9 protein-coding genes are annotated in these 15,691 nt (G+C 74.1%); 3 read left to right on the plus strand and 6 right to left on the minus strand.

The window, feature by feature from the left end; genetic code table 11:
* Positions 1 to 34 precede the first annotated feature (34 nt).
* Both mycP and eccB read right to left on the minus strand, forming a co-directional pair.
* A complete protein-coding gene (gene mycP, locus ACIGXO_RS08095; protein WP_399782068.1) occupies positions 35 to 1,318 on the minus strand; it encodes a type VII secretion-associated serine protease mycosin in 1,284 nt (427 codons plus the stop codon).
* 27 nt (positions 1,319 to 1,345) lie between these two features.
* On the minus strand, positions 1,346 to 2,869 hold the full coding sequence (eccB, locus tag ACIGXO_RS08100; protein WP_399782071.1) for a type VII secretion protein EccB: 1,524 nt from the start codon (positions 2,867 to 2,869) through the stop codon (positions 1,346 to 1,348).
* 302 nt (positions 2,870 to 3,171) lie between these two features.
* Here eccB and eccE point away from each other — a divergent pair, with 302 nt between their 5' ends.
* From eccE to ACIGXO_RS08115, 3 genes are all read left to right on the plus strand, one after another.
* Positions 3,172 to 4,521: a type VII secretion protein EccE gene (eccE, locus tag ACIGXO_RS08105; RefSeq protein ID WP_399782074.1), complete on the plus strand. Its 1,350-nt coding sequence runs from the start codon at positions 3,172 to 3,174 to the stop codon at positions 4,519 to 4,521.
* Positions 4,521 to 5,234 carry a hypothetical protein gene (locus ACIGXO_RS08110; protein WP_399782077.1) on the plus strand — a complete coding sequence of 238 codons (714 nt, stop codon included), beginning with the start codon at positions 4,521 to 4,523 and terminating at the stop codon, positions 5,232 to 5,234. The genes eccE and ACIGXO_RS08110 overlap by 1 nt, the downstream gene beginning before the upstream one ends.
* Before the next feature lie 402 nt (positions 5,235 to 5,636).
* Entirely contained in the window at positions 5,637 to 8,750 is a 3,114-nt protein-coding gene (locus tag ACIGXO_RS08115; protein ID WP_399782080.1) for an SCO5717 family growth-regulating ATPase, read from the plus strand.
* 113 nt (positions 8,751 to 8,863) lie between these two features.
* On the opposite strand, the gene ACIGXO_RS08120 is transcribed toward ACIGXO_RS08115, so the two are convergent.
* The 4 genes from ACIGXO_RS08120 to rbfA form a co-directional block, all read right to left on the minus strand.
* Positions 8,864 to 9,826: a bifunctional riboflavin kinase/FAD synthetase gene (locus ACIGXO_RS08120; RefSeq protein WP_399782083.1), complete on the minus strand. Its 963-nt coding sequence runs from the start codon at positions 9,824 to 9,826 to the stop codon at positions 8,864 to 8,866.
* A 183-nt stretch (positions 9,827 to 10,009) separates the two neighbouring features.
* Entirely contained in the window at positions 10,010 to 13,969 is a 3,960-nt protein-coding gene (locus ACIGXO_RS08125; RefSeq protein WP_399782086.1) for a serine protease, read from the minus strand.
* Between the two features lie 272 nt (positions 13,970 to 14,241).
* A complete protein-coding gene (truB, locus tag ACIGXO_RS08130) occupies positions 14,242 to 15,168 on the minus strand; it encodes a tRNA pseudouridine(55) synthase TruB (protein ID WP_399782088.1) in 927 nt (308 codons plus the stop codon).
* The gene (rbfA, locus tag ACIGXO_RS08135) at positions 15,165 to 15,617 is read right to left on the minus strand and encodes a 30S ribosome-binding factor RbfA (protein ID WP_031066459.1); all 453 of its coding nucleotides are present in this window, start codon (positions 15,615 to 15,617) and stop codon (positions 15,165 to 15,167) included. Before rbfA ends, truB begins: the two co-directional genes overlap by 4 nt.
* Positions 15,618 to 15,691 lie beyond the last annotated feature (74 nt).

A 15,691-nucleotide genomic window follows, 5' to 3' on the forward strand; every position in this document is an offset into this window, starting at 1 on the left:
AGCTTCTCATCCCCCACTGACATCCCCCTTCACGTCACACCGGATGGTCGACATCGTCACGACGAGCGGACCACACGGCCGGGCGACGCCGGCGCCAGTCGCGGTAGACGAGCGCGGTTCCCGCGATGACCGCCACCAGGACGCCGCCGCCGGCCACCGCGTACGTGCCCAGACGTTCGTCGCGCTGCTGCGGGGTCTCACCGATCGGCAGGTCGGGGACGTCGGGGAGGGCTCCCTTGCTGACGCCGCCCTGGGCGACGGGGTGGTCGGTCGGGCCACCCTCCTCGTTCACGGCGCGGACCGGGTCCACGACGCCCCAGCCGACGTGGTTGTCGCGGCCGGGGATGGAGCGTTCCGCGGTCTGTTCGATCTGGGTCACGACGCGGTGCTGCTTCCAGTCCTTGTGCTTGGCCCGGATGAGGGCGGCGACGCCGGCGACGTACGGGGCCGAGAAGCTGGTTCCGTTGTCGACGCACAGGCCGCCCTTGGGCACCGTGGAGACCATGTCGACGCCTGGCGCCGCCACGCTCACGAAGGGGCCGGACTGGGAGAAGACCGCGCGTTCGTTGTTGCGGTCCGACGCGGCCACCGCCAGGACACCGGGGTACGCGGCCGGATAGGTCTCCTTGACGTTGCCGCCCAGGCCGTCGTTGCCGGCCGAAGCGACGACCACGACGTCGTTGTTCAGGGCGTTGTCGACAGCGCGCTTCAGGACATTGTCGTCGGGGAGGGCCTTCTCCGTGTCCTGCGAGATGTTGATGACGGTGGCGCGCTTCTGCACGGCGTAATTGATCGCGGCGGCGAGCGTTTCGGCATTGCCGCTGCCCTTGTCGTCGTTCTGCTTGATCGGGATGATCGTCGCTTTCGGGGCGATGCCGACGAACTCGTTGCTCGTATCAGGACGTGCCGCGATGATGCCCGCGACCTTGGTGCCGTGGCCGACGGTGTCCGTCGTGCCGTTCGCCTTGCCGCGCGGCGTCGCCTCCCCGTACTGGTCCTTCTCGGGCTTGAGCGGGAGCAGGTTCTTGCCGCTGGCCGCGTCGACGGCGTCCGTCAGCTGCCTGTTCGTGTTGTCGACGCCGGTGTCGATGACGGCGACCCGCTGGCCCTCACCCTTGGTGTCCTGCCAGAGCTGTTCGAGCCGGAGCCGCCGGAGGGACCAGGGCAGGCTCTTGATCGGTGTTTTCGAGGGAAAGGTGCACTGCGTGGTGTCCGCGGCGCTCGCCGTGGGCACGCCGACGGCGGTCGTGCCGGCAGCGGTCAGCGCCGTCGCCGCCAGTACGGTCAGGCAGCGCCTGGTCAGGTCCGTTACGGCCATGGGATGCGTCTCCTCCGCCTCTCGGCCTTACGAACCCTGCGGCTGCCGGGCGCTGTTGGTGTCCAGACGCGGTCCCGTCGGCAGGAACTTCGACCAGGTCAGCGGAACCGGCACCGGCTTGATGCCGCCGTACCCGAGACGCTTCTGCGCCTTCATGGCCTCCTGCTGCGCTTGCTCCTTCGACTTCTTCTTGCCGTCCGTGCCGATCTCCGACGTGGCCGTGCCGCTGTCGCCGTTGGTCTGTACGCCGTACCGAAGCCCGGAGTCGGTGGCCAGGAAGACCGAGCCGGTGCTGGTGTCCGAGCCCTGTACCTGGCGGAAGAGCAGCCCGGAGCCGGGCGTCACGTAGGCGCTCGTCGTGTCGTTGACGATCTTCTGCGGGTAGTTGGTGCCCGCCCACGTGCTGAGCGTGGTATCGGCGTCGTGGGAGTCGACGCCGCGCAGCACGCTGCAGACCGTGTCGCGGCCGCCGTACGTACCGGCCGGGAAGTTGACCCGGCTCGTCTTCGTCTCGGGCCAGCGGAGGTTGCCCCCGAACTCGGCCCCCGGGGTGAAGGACTGGCTGCCGACCTGTACGGGCTTGGCCGCCTGGTGCAGCGTGCCCAGCTCGGGGCTGACGAGCAGCAGGTACGCCATGAAGTCCGTGATGGGCGCGATCCGGTCCTTCAGGACGACGTAGTGCTGCATGGTGCCGTTGTAGGGCGCCTTCAGCACCGTGCCGATCTTGTTGATCTCCTGCGGGAGCGTGTCACCCGGGATGTCCGGCGCGCTGCCGACTCCGGGCCCCACGGACTGGAAGTCGACGGGGTCACCGGGCTTGAGAGTGTCCAGCCAGTCGTTGCTGACGCGCTGCGGCTTCTCCGCCCCCATGAGCGGCCGGAGCAGCTTCTCGTTGTTCGCCAGCTCGTACTTGTAGCCCCGGTGGTCGACCATGTACAGCTTGCCGCCCTGGCCCCGTACGTACATGACGTCGCCGCGCTTCAGGCGCTGCCGGCCGTCGACCCTGCCGGCTTCCCTGTCGTCGAAGACGAAGGTGGCCTTCTGCACGTCGCCGCCCTCGCCCTGCTGCTCGCACACCGCCCACCGCTTGGCCTTCTTCGCCTCGTCCGCGCTGGGCAGCCGGTCGGGCGCGTACGGGATGCCCAGCGTGGGGCCGTGCGGGATCCTGCCGCTGTCGAGGACCTTCTCGTCCACGTTGACGACCTGGAAGTTGTCGGTCGTGAGGAGGAGCTTGGCGGAGGCGAGATTGAGCACGGGGTGGAGCTGCTTGTGCTTCTTGGTCTTCAGGACGACGTACCGCGTGGTCGAATCGCTGCCGATGATCACCTTGTCGCCGGGCTTGCCCCAGCCCACCGGCGCCGTGGGCTTGAACATTCCCCACGCGCCGAATCCCGCGACGAGGATCGCGGCCGCGATCAACCCGGGAACGACGGCCTGCAGCGGCCGCGGGGCACCCTCCTCCGTGCCGCTCGGTGACGGTTGGAGAAACGACGCGACCAGCCGCCTTTTCGCGAACGTGTAGGCGTTGAGCTCGTCCCGCCGTGATGCCATGTCCGCCCGTTTCTCCCCACTGCGCCAACTGCCCCGTAGTCTCCGCCTCTCGATGCGACGCGTGACACCGAGAGAGACCACTATGCCGAATCATGGCGAGTACTCGCCCATGGGGGCCGCTCCTCGGTGGCGGGGAGTTGACATCGCGGGCAGCCGTCGAGCGGTACGCACACGGCCAACTCGCCCGGATGAGGCGGCAGTGACAGGTGATCTCGGAGTGCCGCCCAAGTAGTAGGGTGTCGCCCTGATTCACGGCCCTTCTGCGAAAGGGACGAGCGCGGACACTAGGGGGCTTCCGGGGGATGGGAACGGCGACACGGGTGCACCCCGCCGCGGATCACCGCGGTGATCGCGGAAGCCGCAACCGCGGGCGGCGCGCGGCCGACCGGAACATGCCCTCGTCCTCCGGCACACGGCCTGCCGTCCCCGCTTCGACGACCCTGCGGACCGAGCGGCGGACCAATCGGCTCGGACCCGTCCAACTGCAGCAACTCGTGCTGATCGAGCTTGCGTTGGCCGTGGTGCTGGCGGCTGCTGCGGTGAGCATGTTGTTGCTGGTGCCCGCGATCGTGGTGGCTGTGGGGCTCGTGTTGCTCGCGGTGTTGCGGCGGCGGCGGTTGTCGATACGGGACTGGCTGTCGACCGTACTGGCGCTGCGGGCCCGGAAGAGTGCGGCGCGGCCGCTCGACCAGCGGGTGGATCCCAGTCTCGCGCCGGCCGCCGAGGCGGTGCCCGGGCTGCGGACGTACGGATATCTGGACCGGGACCGGCGGACGGTCGGGATGGCCGGGGACGGGACGTTCCTGACGGCCGTCGTGCGGGTCGAGGCCAAGGGCAGCGCGCTGCGGCCGCCGGGCGGGGCCCGGGCGCTGCCGCTCACGCTGCTGCACGACGCGCTGGACGTGGACGGGATCAGGCTGGAGTCCGTCCAGGTGGTCCAGCACGTGCAGCCCGCGCCCGCGCCGCATCTGCCCGAGCACGCGGTGGCCCGGCAGAGTTACCTGCCCCTCCAGCAGCAGACCGGGGCGCCGGCGCTGCGGCTGATGTGGGTGGCGCTGAAGTTCGATCCCGAGCTGTGCCGGGAGGCGGTCGAGGCGCGCGGTGGCGGGCTGACCGGCGCGCAGCGCTGTCTGACCCGCGCGACCGACCACTTGGCCAGTCGCCTCACGGGCGCCGGCTTCCTGGCCACGGTCCTCGACGAGCAGGAACTGATAGCGGCGCTCGCGACCTCGGCCTGCGCCAATCCGGTCGCGACCGCGCGGGCCGGCCTGCCCGACGCCGCTCCGGCCCGCCGCACGCACGAGTCCTCCCGCGTCTGGAAGTGCGACGACCGGCTGCACACGACGTACGGGGTCGGGCGCTGGCCGGAGCTGGGCCGGTCGGCGACGCCGTTGCCGCGCCTGGTGTCGGTACTGACGTCCGTACCGGCGCTGGCCTCGACGTTCAGCCTGACCGTGACGGCCGGCGACCGGCACGGCGCGGCCGGGGTGAGCGGACACGTACGGCTGACCGGGCGTTCGGACGCCGAGCTCTCGCGGGCGCGGCAGCAGTTGGAGGCGGCGGCGCGCGTGGCGAAGCTGGGCCTGGTGCGGCTGGACCGGGAGCAGCTGCCCGGTGCGGTGGCGACGCTGCCACTGGGAGGTGCGCGCTGATGGCTTCCGCGACTTCGGCCCTGCGGGGTCTGTACGGGCCTCGCCGGGAGCGGCATGTGGTGCCGGTCGACGACCTCGGCGCGCTGACGCTGCCGCTCGGCGACGACGGCCTGATGGTGGGCCACGACGCGGAGAACCGCCCGGCGGTGCTGGGGCTCTACCACCCCGCGCCGTTCGACATCCTGCTGGTCGGCGGGGTGTGGACGGCCCAGGCAATCGCGCTGCGGGCTGCCGGTACGGGGGCGCGGGTCGCCGTCGAGACGGGCCGGCCCCAGCTGTGGACGAACCTGGCGCACGCGGCGGGTGCGGGTCAGGAGTGCTTGACGCTGCACGAGGTCGGGCGGGTGCCCCCGATGGGTGCGACCGTCGGCAGCCCTGTACTGGTCGTGCGCGACTGCGGGATGCGGCCGCCGCGCGGGCGGGTCTCCTCGGCGCCCTGGCAGTCGGTGCTGACGCTGCTGCCGTACCTGAGCCCGGTGGCCCCGCGGCTGATGAACGCCGCCGGACTCGTCGGCCTGCAGCGGATCTCTCCCGACGAGGCCGCGCACGCCGCACGCATTCTGGGGCTCCCGCAGAGCGATGTCGACGCGCTGCCGTCGATCGGCGACGGGGTCACGCTCTGGTGCGGTGACAATCAGGCGCGGCAGTACGTCATGACCCGGCCGACGGAAGCGGAGATCGGACTGCTGGGGAATCCTCGTCGGGTGGACTGAGAGTCCAGGGGGGCGATTTCGGGCTGTCGGGGCGATCGGGACAGTTGGGGCGGTCCGGGTAGTCGGTGCGATCGGTAGCGCTTCGGCGGTTGGGGCGCTCGGTCTGCTACCAGGGGGAGAGGGCCGGGGTGGGCCGGGAGGCGGCTGGGGAGGGTTGGCCTCTTTGCTGCTACGGCGTGGGGCGACATGCGTAACCTGAGGCAACAGACAGGTATCGGGCGAAGGCGGGCCTGCCGGGCTGTCGGCGATGGCGTTTAGGCTTGGGTCCAAGCGACAGGGGAACCCACGGGAACGCCCGGCGTGTCAGGGGGATCCGGCGAATCGGCGTACGTGTGTCAGCGATGCGCGTGAACGGTGTCGCGTCGCGGGATTCAGAGGTACCAGACCACAGCAGGAGGCGTAGTGAGCAGCGATCGGGACGAGATCCGCACGGGCGGCATCACCCCCGGCGAGGATCAGTCCGACGCGGATCCCGAAATGACGGGTGAGTTCACCATCGACTACACCCCGCCTGCTTGGTACACGCAGAACGCCGATTCGGGGGCGAGTGCGGGGTCCGGGACGCATACCGGGTCCGGGGCGAGTGCCGGGAACGGGCCGAGTGCCGGTGCCGGGGCCGGTGCGGGTGCTGGGGCCGCGGCCGGTGCCGGTGTGAGTGGTACTTTGCCGCCGCCTCCGCCGCCGTTGGGTGAGCCGCTGTTCCCGCCGGCGGCGAAGCCGTCGGTGCCTGACGCGCCGAGCGCCGGTCCCGGCGCCGTGGGCGAGACCCCGGCCGCGCTCGGTGGCGGGTCCCAGGGTCCGGCGAGCCCGGGCGGGGATGCGGCCGACGGGTCGAGCACGCCTTTCTCGTCCGCGCTGCGCGCCGAGATCCAGGAGCGGGCGGACGCGACGGAAAAGACCGGTGAGGCTGCCGGTACGGCGGCTTCGGAGGGTTCCGGGGCCGCGGCGAACGGTGCCGCGCAGAGCGCGGAGAAGGAGTCCGGGTCCGCGGCCGCGGGCAGCCCGGAGCCGGTGGTCGAGCGGCCCGAGCCGTTGAGCGAGGACGCCGCGCCCATGACGCCTCCGCACGGTCAGCAGGCCGCCGGCGCGTGGTCGCCCACCCCGCAGCAGGAGCCCGCGCCTTCACTGCCGCCGCTGCCGCCGGAGTTCCGGCCCGCCGAGCCGCAGGGACAGAACGCCCCCGCGACTCCGAACGCGCCGCAGTCCGGTGCGTGGTCCCCGCCCGCGCAGGGTCCGGCCGAGACGCCTGCCGCGCCGCAGGGTGATTACAGCCTGCCGCCGGCAGCGAGTGCCGCGCCAGGACAGCAGGGCGGGGCACAGCCCGCGTCGGGCGGCGGGGCGCCGTCCGTACCGAACCAGGGCGCGCAGCAGGGCGGCTACGGCTACCCGGCTCCGTCGCAGGTGCCCGCGCAGCAGGTGCCCGCGCAGCAGGTGCCCCCGCAGCAGACGCCGGGGCAGCCCGCGCCCGTACAAGCCTCGCAGGCCCCGGAGCAGACCACCCCCGGACCGGCCGCGCAGACCCCCGCAGGGACGCCCGCACAGGCCGCGCCCGTCGCACAGCCGGGCGCTCAGCCCGAGGGACAGCCCGCCGCGCCCGCCACCGGACAGCCCGTACCGCCGAACGCGCCGGCCTCCTCGCCGCAGCCCGGCCAGGGATGGTCGCCGGGCGCGCCGCAGCCGCAGCCCGCGGGCCCGCAGGGTGGGCCCGGTCAGGCCGCGCAGCCGGGGCAGCCCGGCCCGCAGCCGCAGCCCGCGCAGGGGCAGCCCGGTCAGCCGCAGCCCGCGCCGCAGGGACAGCAGGGCGGACACCCCGGCGCTCACCCCGGTCCCGCACCCGTGCCCGGCGCCCCCGGCCCCCAGCCCGGTTACGGTTACCCGCAGCAGTCCGGGTACGGCTACCCCCAGCAGTCCGGCTACGGCTATCCCCAGCAGCAGCCGGCAGGGCCCGGTCAGCCCGGCCACCCGGGCCAGCCGAACCCCCACCAGCCCCAGCCCAACTCCCCGCAGGGCCAGCCGAACGCCCACCCCGGAGCCCAGCCCTCCCCGTACGGTCAGCCCGGCCAGCCCGGCCAGCCGCAGCAGCCGGGTCCCCAGGGCTACCCCGGCGGCCAGGGCGCCGCGCCGCAGAGCGCCGACGCCTGGTCCGGCCAGGCGCCCGGGCAGCACGGCCAGCCCGCCCCGCAGCAGGGCCCGGCCGGTGCGCCCCTCGGGTACACCGCTGCCGTGGAGCTGTCCTCGGAGCGGCTGATCAAGGGCAAGCAGAAGGCGCGGAGCAGCCAGCAGAACAATTCGCTGTTCAAGTTCGGCGGCAAGAAGGAGGAGGCCGAGCGCCAGCGCAAGCTCGACCTGATCCGTACGCCGGTCCTCTCCTGCTACCGCATCGCGGTGATCAGCCTCAAGGGCGGCGTGGGCAAGACCACGACCACCACCGCGCTCGGCGCCACGCTGGCGACGGAGCGGCAGGACAAGGTCATCGCGATCGACGCCAACCCGGACGCCGGTACGCTCGGCCGCCGTGTGCGCCGCGAGACGGGTGCCACGATCCGCGACCTCGTCACGGCGATCCCGTACCTCAACAACTACATGGACATCCGGCGGTTCACCTCGCAGGCGCCGTCCGGCCTGGAGATCCTCGCCAACGACGTCGACCCGGCCGTCTCGACGACCTTCAACGACGACGACTACCGCCGCGTCCTCGACATCCTGGGCCAGCAGTACCCGATCATCCTGACGGACTCCGGTACGGGCCTGCTGTACAGCGCCATGCGGGGCGTGCTGGACCTCGCGGACCAGCTCATCATCATCTCCACGCCGTCGGTGGACGGTGCGAGCAGCGCCAGTACGACGCTGGACTGGCTCTCGGCGCACGGCTACGCCGACCTCGTGTCGCGCAGCATCACGGTCATCTCCGGGGTGCGCGAGACCGGCAAGATGATCAAGGTCGAGGACATCGTGTCGCACTTCGAGACGCGCTGCCGCGGCGTGGTCGTCGTGCCGTTCGACGAGCATCTGTCGGCGGGCGCCGAGGTCGACCTCGACATGATGCGGCCCAAGACCCGGGAGGCGTACTTCAACCTCTCGGCGATGGTCGCGGAGGACTTCGCGCGGGCGCAGTCGGCGCAGGGACTGTGGACGCAGCAGGAGAACGGCGGCCACCAGCCGCCGAACGCCGCGCCGCCGATGCCGGGCGGTTACCAGCAGGCTCCCGGCCAGCAGGTCCCGGGCCAGCCCCAGCCCGGCCAGTACCCCGGTCAGCCGGGGCAGCCGGGTCAGTACCCCGGCCAGCCCGGGCAGCCCGGTCCGCAGCCGGGCTGGCAGCAGCAGCCCCCGCAGGGTCAGCAGCCTCCGCAGGGGTACCCGCAGCAGCAACAGCCGCAGCCCGGCGGCCAGTACGGCTACGGCTACCCCCAGCAGCCCGCTCAGCCGGGGCAGCCGGGACAGCCCGGCCCGCAGCCGGGGTGGCAGCAGCACCCTCCGCAGCAGCACCCTCCGCAGCAGCAGCCACCGCAGCAGTAGGAGCGGCGCGGTAGCGCGCACATGAGTGAACCCCCTTGCGATGCAAGGGGGTTCACTCGTTCAGGACTTACTTCTGTTCAGGACTTCTGTTCAAGATTTCTGTTCAAGACCGCTCAGGAGGCGCTCTGCTGGCCTTCCTGGCCGACCAGCGCGCGGGCCTGCTTCACGTCCACGGCCATGCGCTCCAGCAGCGCGTCCAGCGTGTCGAACTTCTCCTGGCCGCGGATGTACGCGACGAAGTCGACGGCGACGTGCAGGCCGTACAGGTCGAGCCCGACGCGGTCGATGGCGTACGCCTCGACGGTGCGGATCTTGCCGTCGAACTGCGGGTTGGTGCCGACCGAGATGGCGGCGGGCATCGCCTCGCCCTCGACGTGCAGGAAGCCCGCGTACACGCCGTCGGCGGGGATGGCGGTGTGCGGCAGCGTCTCCACGTTGGCGGTGGGGAAGCCCAGTTCGCGGCCGCGCTGGGCGCCGCGTACGACGATGCCCTCGACGCGGTGCGGGCGGCCGAGCACCTCGGCGGCGCCGGCCATGTCCCCGGCCGCGACCAGCCGGCGGGTGAGCGTGGAGGAGAACGGCTCGCCGTCGCCCGCCTCGCCGCGCTCGAAGAGGTCGACGACCTCGACGTCGTAGTCGTACGTCCGGCCGAGCTCGGCCAGCGTCTCGACGTTGCCCGCCGCCTTGTGCCCGAAGCGGAAGTTGGGGCCCTCCACGACGAGTTTGGCGTGCAACTTGTCCACCAGCACCTTCACGACGAAGTCGGCGGGTGCCAGCTTCGAGAACTCCTTGGTGAAGGGGAGGATCAGCACGGCGTCCACGCCCAGTTCGGCCATCAGCTCGGCCCGCCGGTGGTGCGGCGCGAGCAGCGGCGGATGCGTACCGGGCCGCACGACCTCACTGGGGTGCGGGTCGAAGGTGACCGCCACGGCCGGTACGCCCAGCTCGCGGGCGCGTGCCACGGCCTTGCCGAGGATCAGCTGATGCCCGCGGTGTACGCCGTCGTAGGAGCCGATGGTGACGACGCTGCGCCCCCAGCCCTCGGGGATGTCCTCCAAGCCACGCCAGCGCTGCACTGTGCCCGCTCCTTGCCCGAACTCTTGACTGTTCACTACACCGATACGGCATTGCGCAGGTCTAAGACTGCCATGCCGGGCGGTGTGGTTCGCGCGAAGGGTGGGCTCACCTCGGTCGGCCGCGCGGGGAGCGGCCGATGAGCGCAGGCGGGGCCGGGTGTGCGGACGGACGTGGGACACGGCTCAGGCCGGATGCGGGGCGCTCTGCGAGGGCGTACGGACGGCACCGCGCGCCATGGGGCGCGTGGGAACGGTGGGGGCATCGGGGTCAGTGGGAGCGGGGATCGGGACCGGGGGGCGGGGGGCGAGCATGGCGCGGGCGCTGGGGCCGACGATCGCGGCCCATTCCGCGGGGGCCGCGGCCAGCCAGCTCCGTACCATCGCGGCGAAGTCCGGCAGCAGACGGCCGAGCTCGACCAGCCGGCGGTCGAAGCGGACCGCGCCGTCGAGGGTCCGCACGTGGAGCAGGCCGGTGCGGTGCACGAGGTCCCGGGTCTGCGCCTCGGGGCGGCGCGCCGCGCCCTGCGCGGCCGCGCACAGCAGCGCGTCCAGCACGGTGGCGTCGGGCGCGGCCGGTTTGCGCTCCCGCTCCAGCAGGACGTCGAGGAGTTCCTGGCGGAGCGGGCGGGACGCGGTGCTGCCTGGCCCGGCCAGTACGGGCACGAGCGCGCACCGCACCGGTGCGGCGTGCGCGGTCAGCAGCCGTACGGCGAGGGGCTGGAGCACCGAGCGGGCGCCGGGCCCGGCCTCCAGCCGGTGGTCGACGAAGTCCGCGACGGGGCGGGCTGCCGTCCAGGGGAAGCGGAGGGCGTACTCGTCCACGAGGGCGGCGGCGCGCCGGGCGAGCCCGGGCGTCGAGACGCCGGCGAGCGTACGGAGCACGGCTTCGGCGGCGTCGGGCTCGGCGCGGCCGGCCGCGGCGTCGCCGGGCTCGCCACCGGCGCCCTGTGGCGCCCCGGCCTCGGCCGCCCCGCCGCCCGTTGCCGTGGAGGGTCCGGCTTTCGTCGGCGACCGGCGCAGCCGGGTCTGGAAGGCGGCGAGTACCGGCTCCGGGTGGCTGGTGAGCGCGGCGGTGAACGCGGCGGGCGGCAGCGCGGGGTCGCCCGCCATGAAGCCGGCCAGCGCCCGGTCCAGGTACCGGGAACGGGTGGCCCGGTCGCCGACGAGCAGCGCCAGGGCGGCCCCGTGGACGCCCTGGTCTCCCGGGCGGTCGAGGAGGGTACGGGCGGCCTGCCGCAGCAGTTCGCGGTCCGCGTCGGTGGTGGCGTGTGCCGCGACGGCCAGTGCGTACGTGGCGGCGGACGCCCGGCGCGCGGGCCTGTCGTCGCGCGCCCAGCGGTGCACGGCGCGGCAGAGCGCGGCGGGCTCGTCCTCGGCGAGCGCGGTGAGGAGCTCGTCGGCGCGGGGGTGCGCGGCGGCGGCGAGCGCCTCGGTGAGGGCGTCGGTGGCGCGCCCGCGGTGGGTGTGCAGCAGGGCCTGGGCGGCGGCCGCGACGGTGGGTTCCTGGGGCGGTCCGGCGTCGGCACCGGGCCGTGCGGCGCTCCGGCCGCGCTGCAGCGGACGCTCGTCGTCGAACCAGCGGCACAGCAGCGGCTGTACGCGCCGGGGATCGGCACACAGCAGCGCCGCCGCGAGCCCGAGGAAGCGGGGTCCCGGGGTCACGGCGCATTCGGCGGCGGCCGTCCCGTCCGAAGACCCCGCCGCCGTGTTCTCCGAGGGCGGGCCGTCGGCCGGCAGCAGGCGGCGGACGAGGTCGAGGCGGGTCGCCGGGTCCAGCGGCAGCCGCCGCCAGAACCACGGCCCGAACGCGTCGAGGCCCGTACGGTCGAAGCCGCCCGCCAGCGCCGAACGGTCCGTCACCCGGGCCGCGAGGAGGTGCAGCACGCGGGCGTACGGTGCGGCGTCGGGCAGCCGCAGCAGGACCTCGCCGAGCAGATGCCCGGCCCACCACCGGGCGTCCCGCGCCGCGTCGCCCCCTCCCCCGCCGGGCGCCGTCACGACCTCCACCAGCCCCTCCAGCCTCCCGGCCAGCGCTTCGGGACCGGCGCGGCGGCCGAGGAGCAGCAGGGCGTCGACGACCGGGCCGATGCGGTGCCGCGGTACGGCGGCGGGCCGCTGCCCGGTCTGCCCGCTCGCGGGTCCGTGCACCAGCGCGTCCAGCGTCCCGTCCACGTCGAGGTGCGTGCCCTGCAGCCAGTCGGCGAACTCTTCGTGCGGGAAGCGGTAGCCGGTGCCGGCCGGTGCCAGCAGCCCTTCGGCGAGTACCGCGGACGCCCAGCCCGTACGCCACGGGAACAGCTCGTCGAACGACGCGCGGTGCAGTTCGCCGCGGCCCTGGCCGAGGCAGCGGCGGGCCGCCTCGTGGGCGCGCCCGGCGACCCGCGCGGCCGACCGGCGCACGTCCGTGCCGCGCGCCCCCGGCCGCGCCAGCCGCTGGGCGACGCGCAGGCACAGCAGGTCCAGGTAGCCGCCGAAGATCTCATGGCGGTGCGGCGTGCCCATCCCCCGCGCGTCCTCGCCCGCGGCCACCAGCGACGTCCGGACCTCGGTCAGCAGCCGCAGGGCCAGCGGGTGGCCGGCGTCCGCCGTGGTGAGCGCGCCGGCCGGCAGACCGTACCGGGCCCGCGCCCGGGCCGCCTCGCGCGGCGCCAGGTCGCCGAGGCGTACGCAGGGCGGCAGCGCGCCGGCCGGTGCGCCGGGCGGGGTCGGTGCCGGGTGGCGCGGCCGGTGCAGGAAGGCGGCGGGGAAGAGGGCCCCGGCGGTCTCCCAGTACTCGGGGCGGCAGGCGACGATCAGCCGGGCGCCGGCGCCGTGCAGCCATTCCGCGGTGTCGCGGGTCCAGTCGGCGAGTTCCGTCGCGAGGTCCGGCGGCAGCTCCTCGGGGCCGTCGAGCAGGACCAGGAGGGGGCGCCCGGCCGCCCGCGCGAGCCCGGCCACCTCCTCGGGCGTGGCGGCCGCCGGGTCGCCCGGGGCGGGCCCCGAAGCGCTGACCACCCGGCCCGCCGCACGCAGCGCCCGGCCGACCGCGTCCCGCAGTCCCCGGTCGCCGGCCCGCAGGTCGGCGCCGCGGAGCCGGAGGGTCGGCGCGGGGGCTGCGGCCCGCGCGCGGCGGGCGGCGAGCGCGGCCAGCTCCGTGCTGCGCCCGGTGCCGGGCTCGCCGACGAGGGCGAGGACCCGCGCCGCCGGGCCGCCCACCGGAGTACGCGCCGCGCCGGCCTCCGGATCGGCCACCGCGGCACACGCCCCGAACGCGGCGAACTCCTCCCCCACCGCGGGCCGTTCGACCGGCTCCCGCCACGGCCCGGGGCCGCCCACTGACCCCATGGCGGTCGTGGTCAGGGCCAGCACGCCGGCCAGGTTGAGGTCCGGGCCGTACGCGGGAACGGTCGCGGCGTTACGGGCGAGCAGCGCGGCGAGCGGCCCCCGCGGATCGGCCGCCGCCGCGGCGTGCAGCGGGATCGCGAACCCGCGCGGCACGGCCTCTCCCTGTGCGTGCGGCAGCAGTACGCCCGTAGTCCCCGTTTGCCGTGCGCGGTGCAGTGCCGTGCCCACCACCGCCAGTACCGCCCCCGTTCCGGCGTCGGTGACCAGTCCGCCGACGGCCGGGCCGCCCAGCCGCAGTGCCTCGCCGGCCGGTCCGGGCACGGCCAGCTCGACCGCGTCGGGCAGGTGGTGGCGGCGGTCGGTCGCGGTGTAGACGACGGCGACGCGCCCCACGACGCGCGCCACCGGCACGCCAGCCGGCTCCCCCGCTGTCCTGGCCCCTTCCACCGGCACGCCGGCCGGCTCCGCCGCCCCGGCCCGGTCCCCCGGCGCACCGTCCCGCTCCCCGTCCACGGACAGCCGTACCTCCGTCCCCGGCCCCGGGCGCCCCGCGGCGACCGGGAGCGGCGGCAGGCCGAGGCCGGTGGTCCGGACGAGGGCGAGGCCGCACTCCGGGAGCGGGGTGACGGCGTCCGCGCCGACCGCGCAGGTCCGTCCGGCCGCGCCCTCCAGGGTCAGGCGGGCCAGCCCGTCGACCGCTTCGTGGCTGGTCAGCAGGGTGCCCTCCAGGTCGGCGAGGAATCCCGTGCCGCGCGGCCGCCCCGCCAGGTCGCGGATGCGCACCAGCGCCTCCGCCGCGTCGGCCGCCTGGACCACCATCGCCGTACCTCCCGCCGTCGCCGAAGATCCGGCTCCGCGCGCCGCTCACCTCGGGCGACGCGCGTACCGGGTCATTTCGACCGTAGGCAGCCGGTGATCGTCCTGGACAGGGCGCGCGGCGAACGCGCCCCCGTCCACGCCCGCGGTTCGCTCCGAGCGCCCGTCCGATGGGGTGAATACGCCGATGCCCCGCATACGAAGGCGTCCCGCATACGACTGCGTCCCGCGGGCCTCGGGCTCACGGGACGCAGGTCAGGCACTTCACACGGACGTCAGACGAAGACCGCCAGGCTCTTCGCCTTCCCGCCCTTGTTCTCCAGCAGCGCGAGGAACGTGCCGTCCGGCGCGAACGCGGCGACCGCGCCGTCCGTGTCAAAGAGCGGCATCGGGATGCGCGCGCCGTTGCCGAGCAGCTTGGCCTGCTGCGCGGTGACGTCCCAGCGCGGGAACGCCGCGGCCGCCGCCTCGCCGATCGGCATGATCGGCAGGCCGTCGCCCTCGGGCTCGTCCACGGCCGCCTGCAGCTGGTCCAGCGTGCGGGCCTTGTCGATCTTGTACGGGCCGACGCGGGTGCGGCGCAGCGCCGTGAGGTGCCCGCCGACGCCCAGGCCGGCGCCCAGGTCGCGGGCGAGCGCGCGGATGTACGTACCGGAGGAGCACTCCACGGAGACGAGCAGGTCGGTGACGGGGGTGCCGTCCTCGGCCTCGGTCTCGTGGACGGAGTGCAGGACGAAGGAGGAGACGGTGACCGGGCGGGCCGGGATCTCCACTTCTTCGCCGCCGCGCACCCGCGCGTAGGACCGCTTGCCGTCGATCTTGATGGCGCTGACCTTGGACGGCACCTGCATGATGGCGCCGCTCAGCTCCGCGATCCCGGCGTCGATGGCGTCCCGGTCCACGTCCTTCGCGCCCTTGGACTCGGTGATCTCGCCCTCGGCGTCGTCGGTGACGGTGGTCTGGCCGAGCCGGACCGTGCCGACGTACTCCTTCTCCGTCAGCGCGAGGTGCCCGAGCAGCTTCGTGGCGCGCTCGACACCGAGGACGAGCACGCCGGTCGCCATCGGGTCCAGCGTGCCGGCGTGCCCGATGCGGCGGGTGCGGGCCATGCCGCGCATCTTCGCCACGACGTCGTGCGAGGTGAAGCCGGCCGGCTTGTCGACGATGACAAGACCGTCCGGCACATTGACCTTCTGCTTCATTCGGCGGCGGTGTCCTCGTCGTCGTCCTCGCCCGGCTTGCGGTACGGGTCGGCCTCACCGGCGTAGTCGGCGCCCGAGGACGCCTCGCGGACCTTGGCGTCGGAGGCCCGCGCCTTGTCCAGCAGGTCCTCGATGGTCCGGGCGTTCTCCGGGAGGGCGTCCGCCACGAACGTCAGGGTCGGCGTGAACTTGGTGCCCGCGGCACGCCCGACCTCGGAGCGCAGGATGCCCTTGGCGCTCTCCAGTCCGGCCGCGGCGCTGGCCCGGTCCTCGTCGTCGCCGTAGACCGTGTAGAAGACCGTCGCCTCCCGCAGGTCGCCGGTGACCCGGGTGTCCGTGATGGTCACGTGCGTGCCGAGCCGCGGGTCCTTGACACCGCGCTGCAGCTTCTGGGCGACCACCTCCCGGATGAGGTCCGCCAGCCTCTTCGCCCGCGCATTGTCGGCCACTGGTCGTCTCCTTCTAGTTTCTTTCCACCATGGTGCTTGCGGCGCCGACGGGCCGCACGGCCTGCCGATCACCC

The sequence above is a fragment of the Streptomyces sp. NPDC053542 genome (genome assembly GCF_044544685.1).
Taxonomy (GTDB): domain Bacteria; phylum Actinomycetota; class Actinomycetes; order Streptomycetales; family Streptomycetaceae; genus Streptomyces.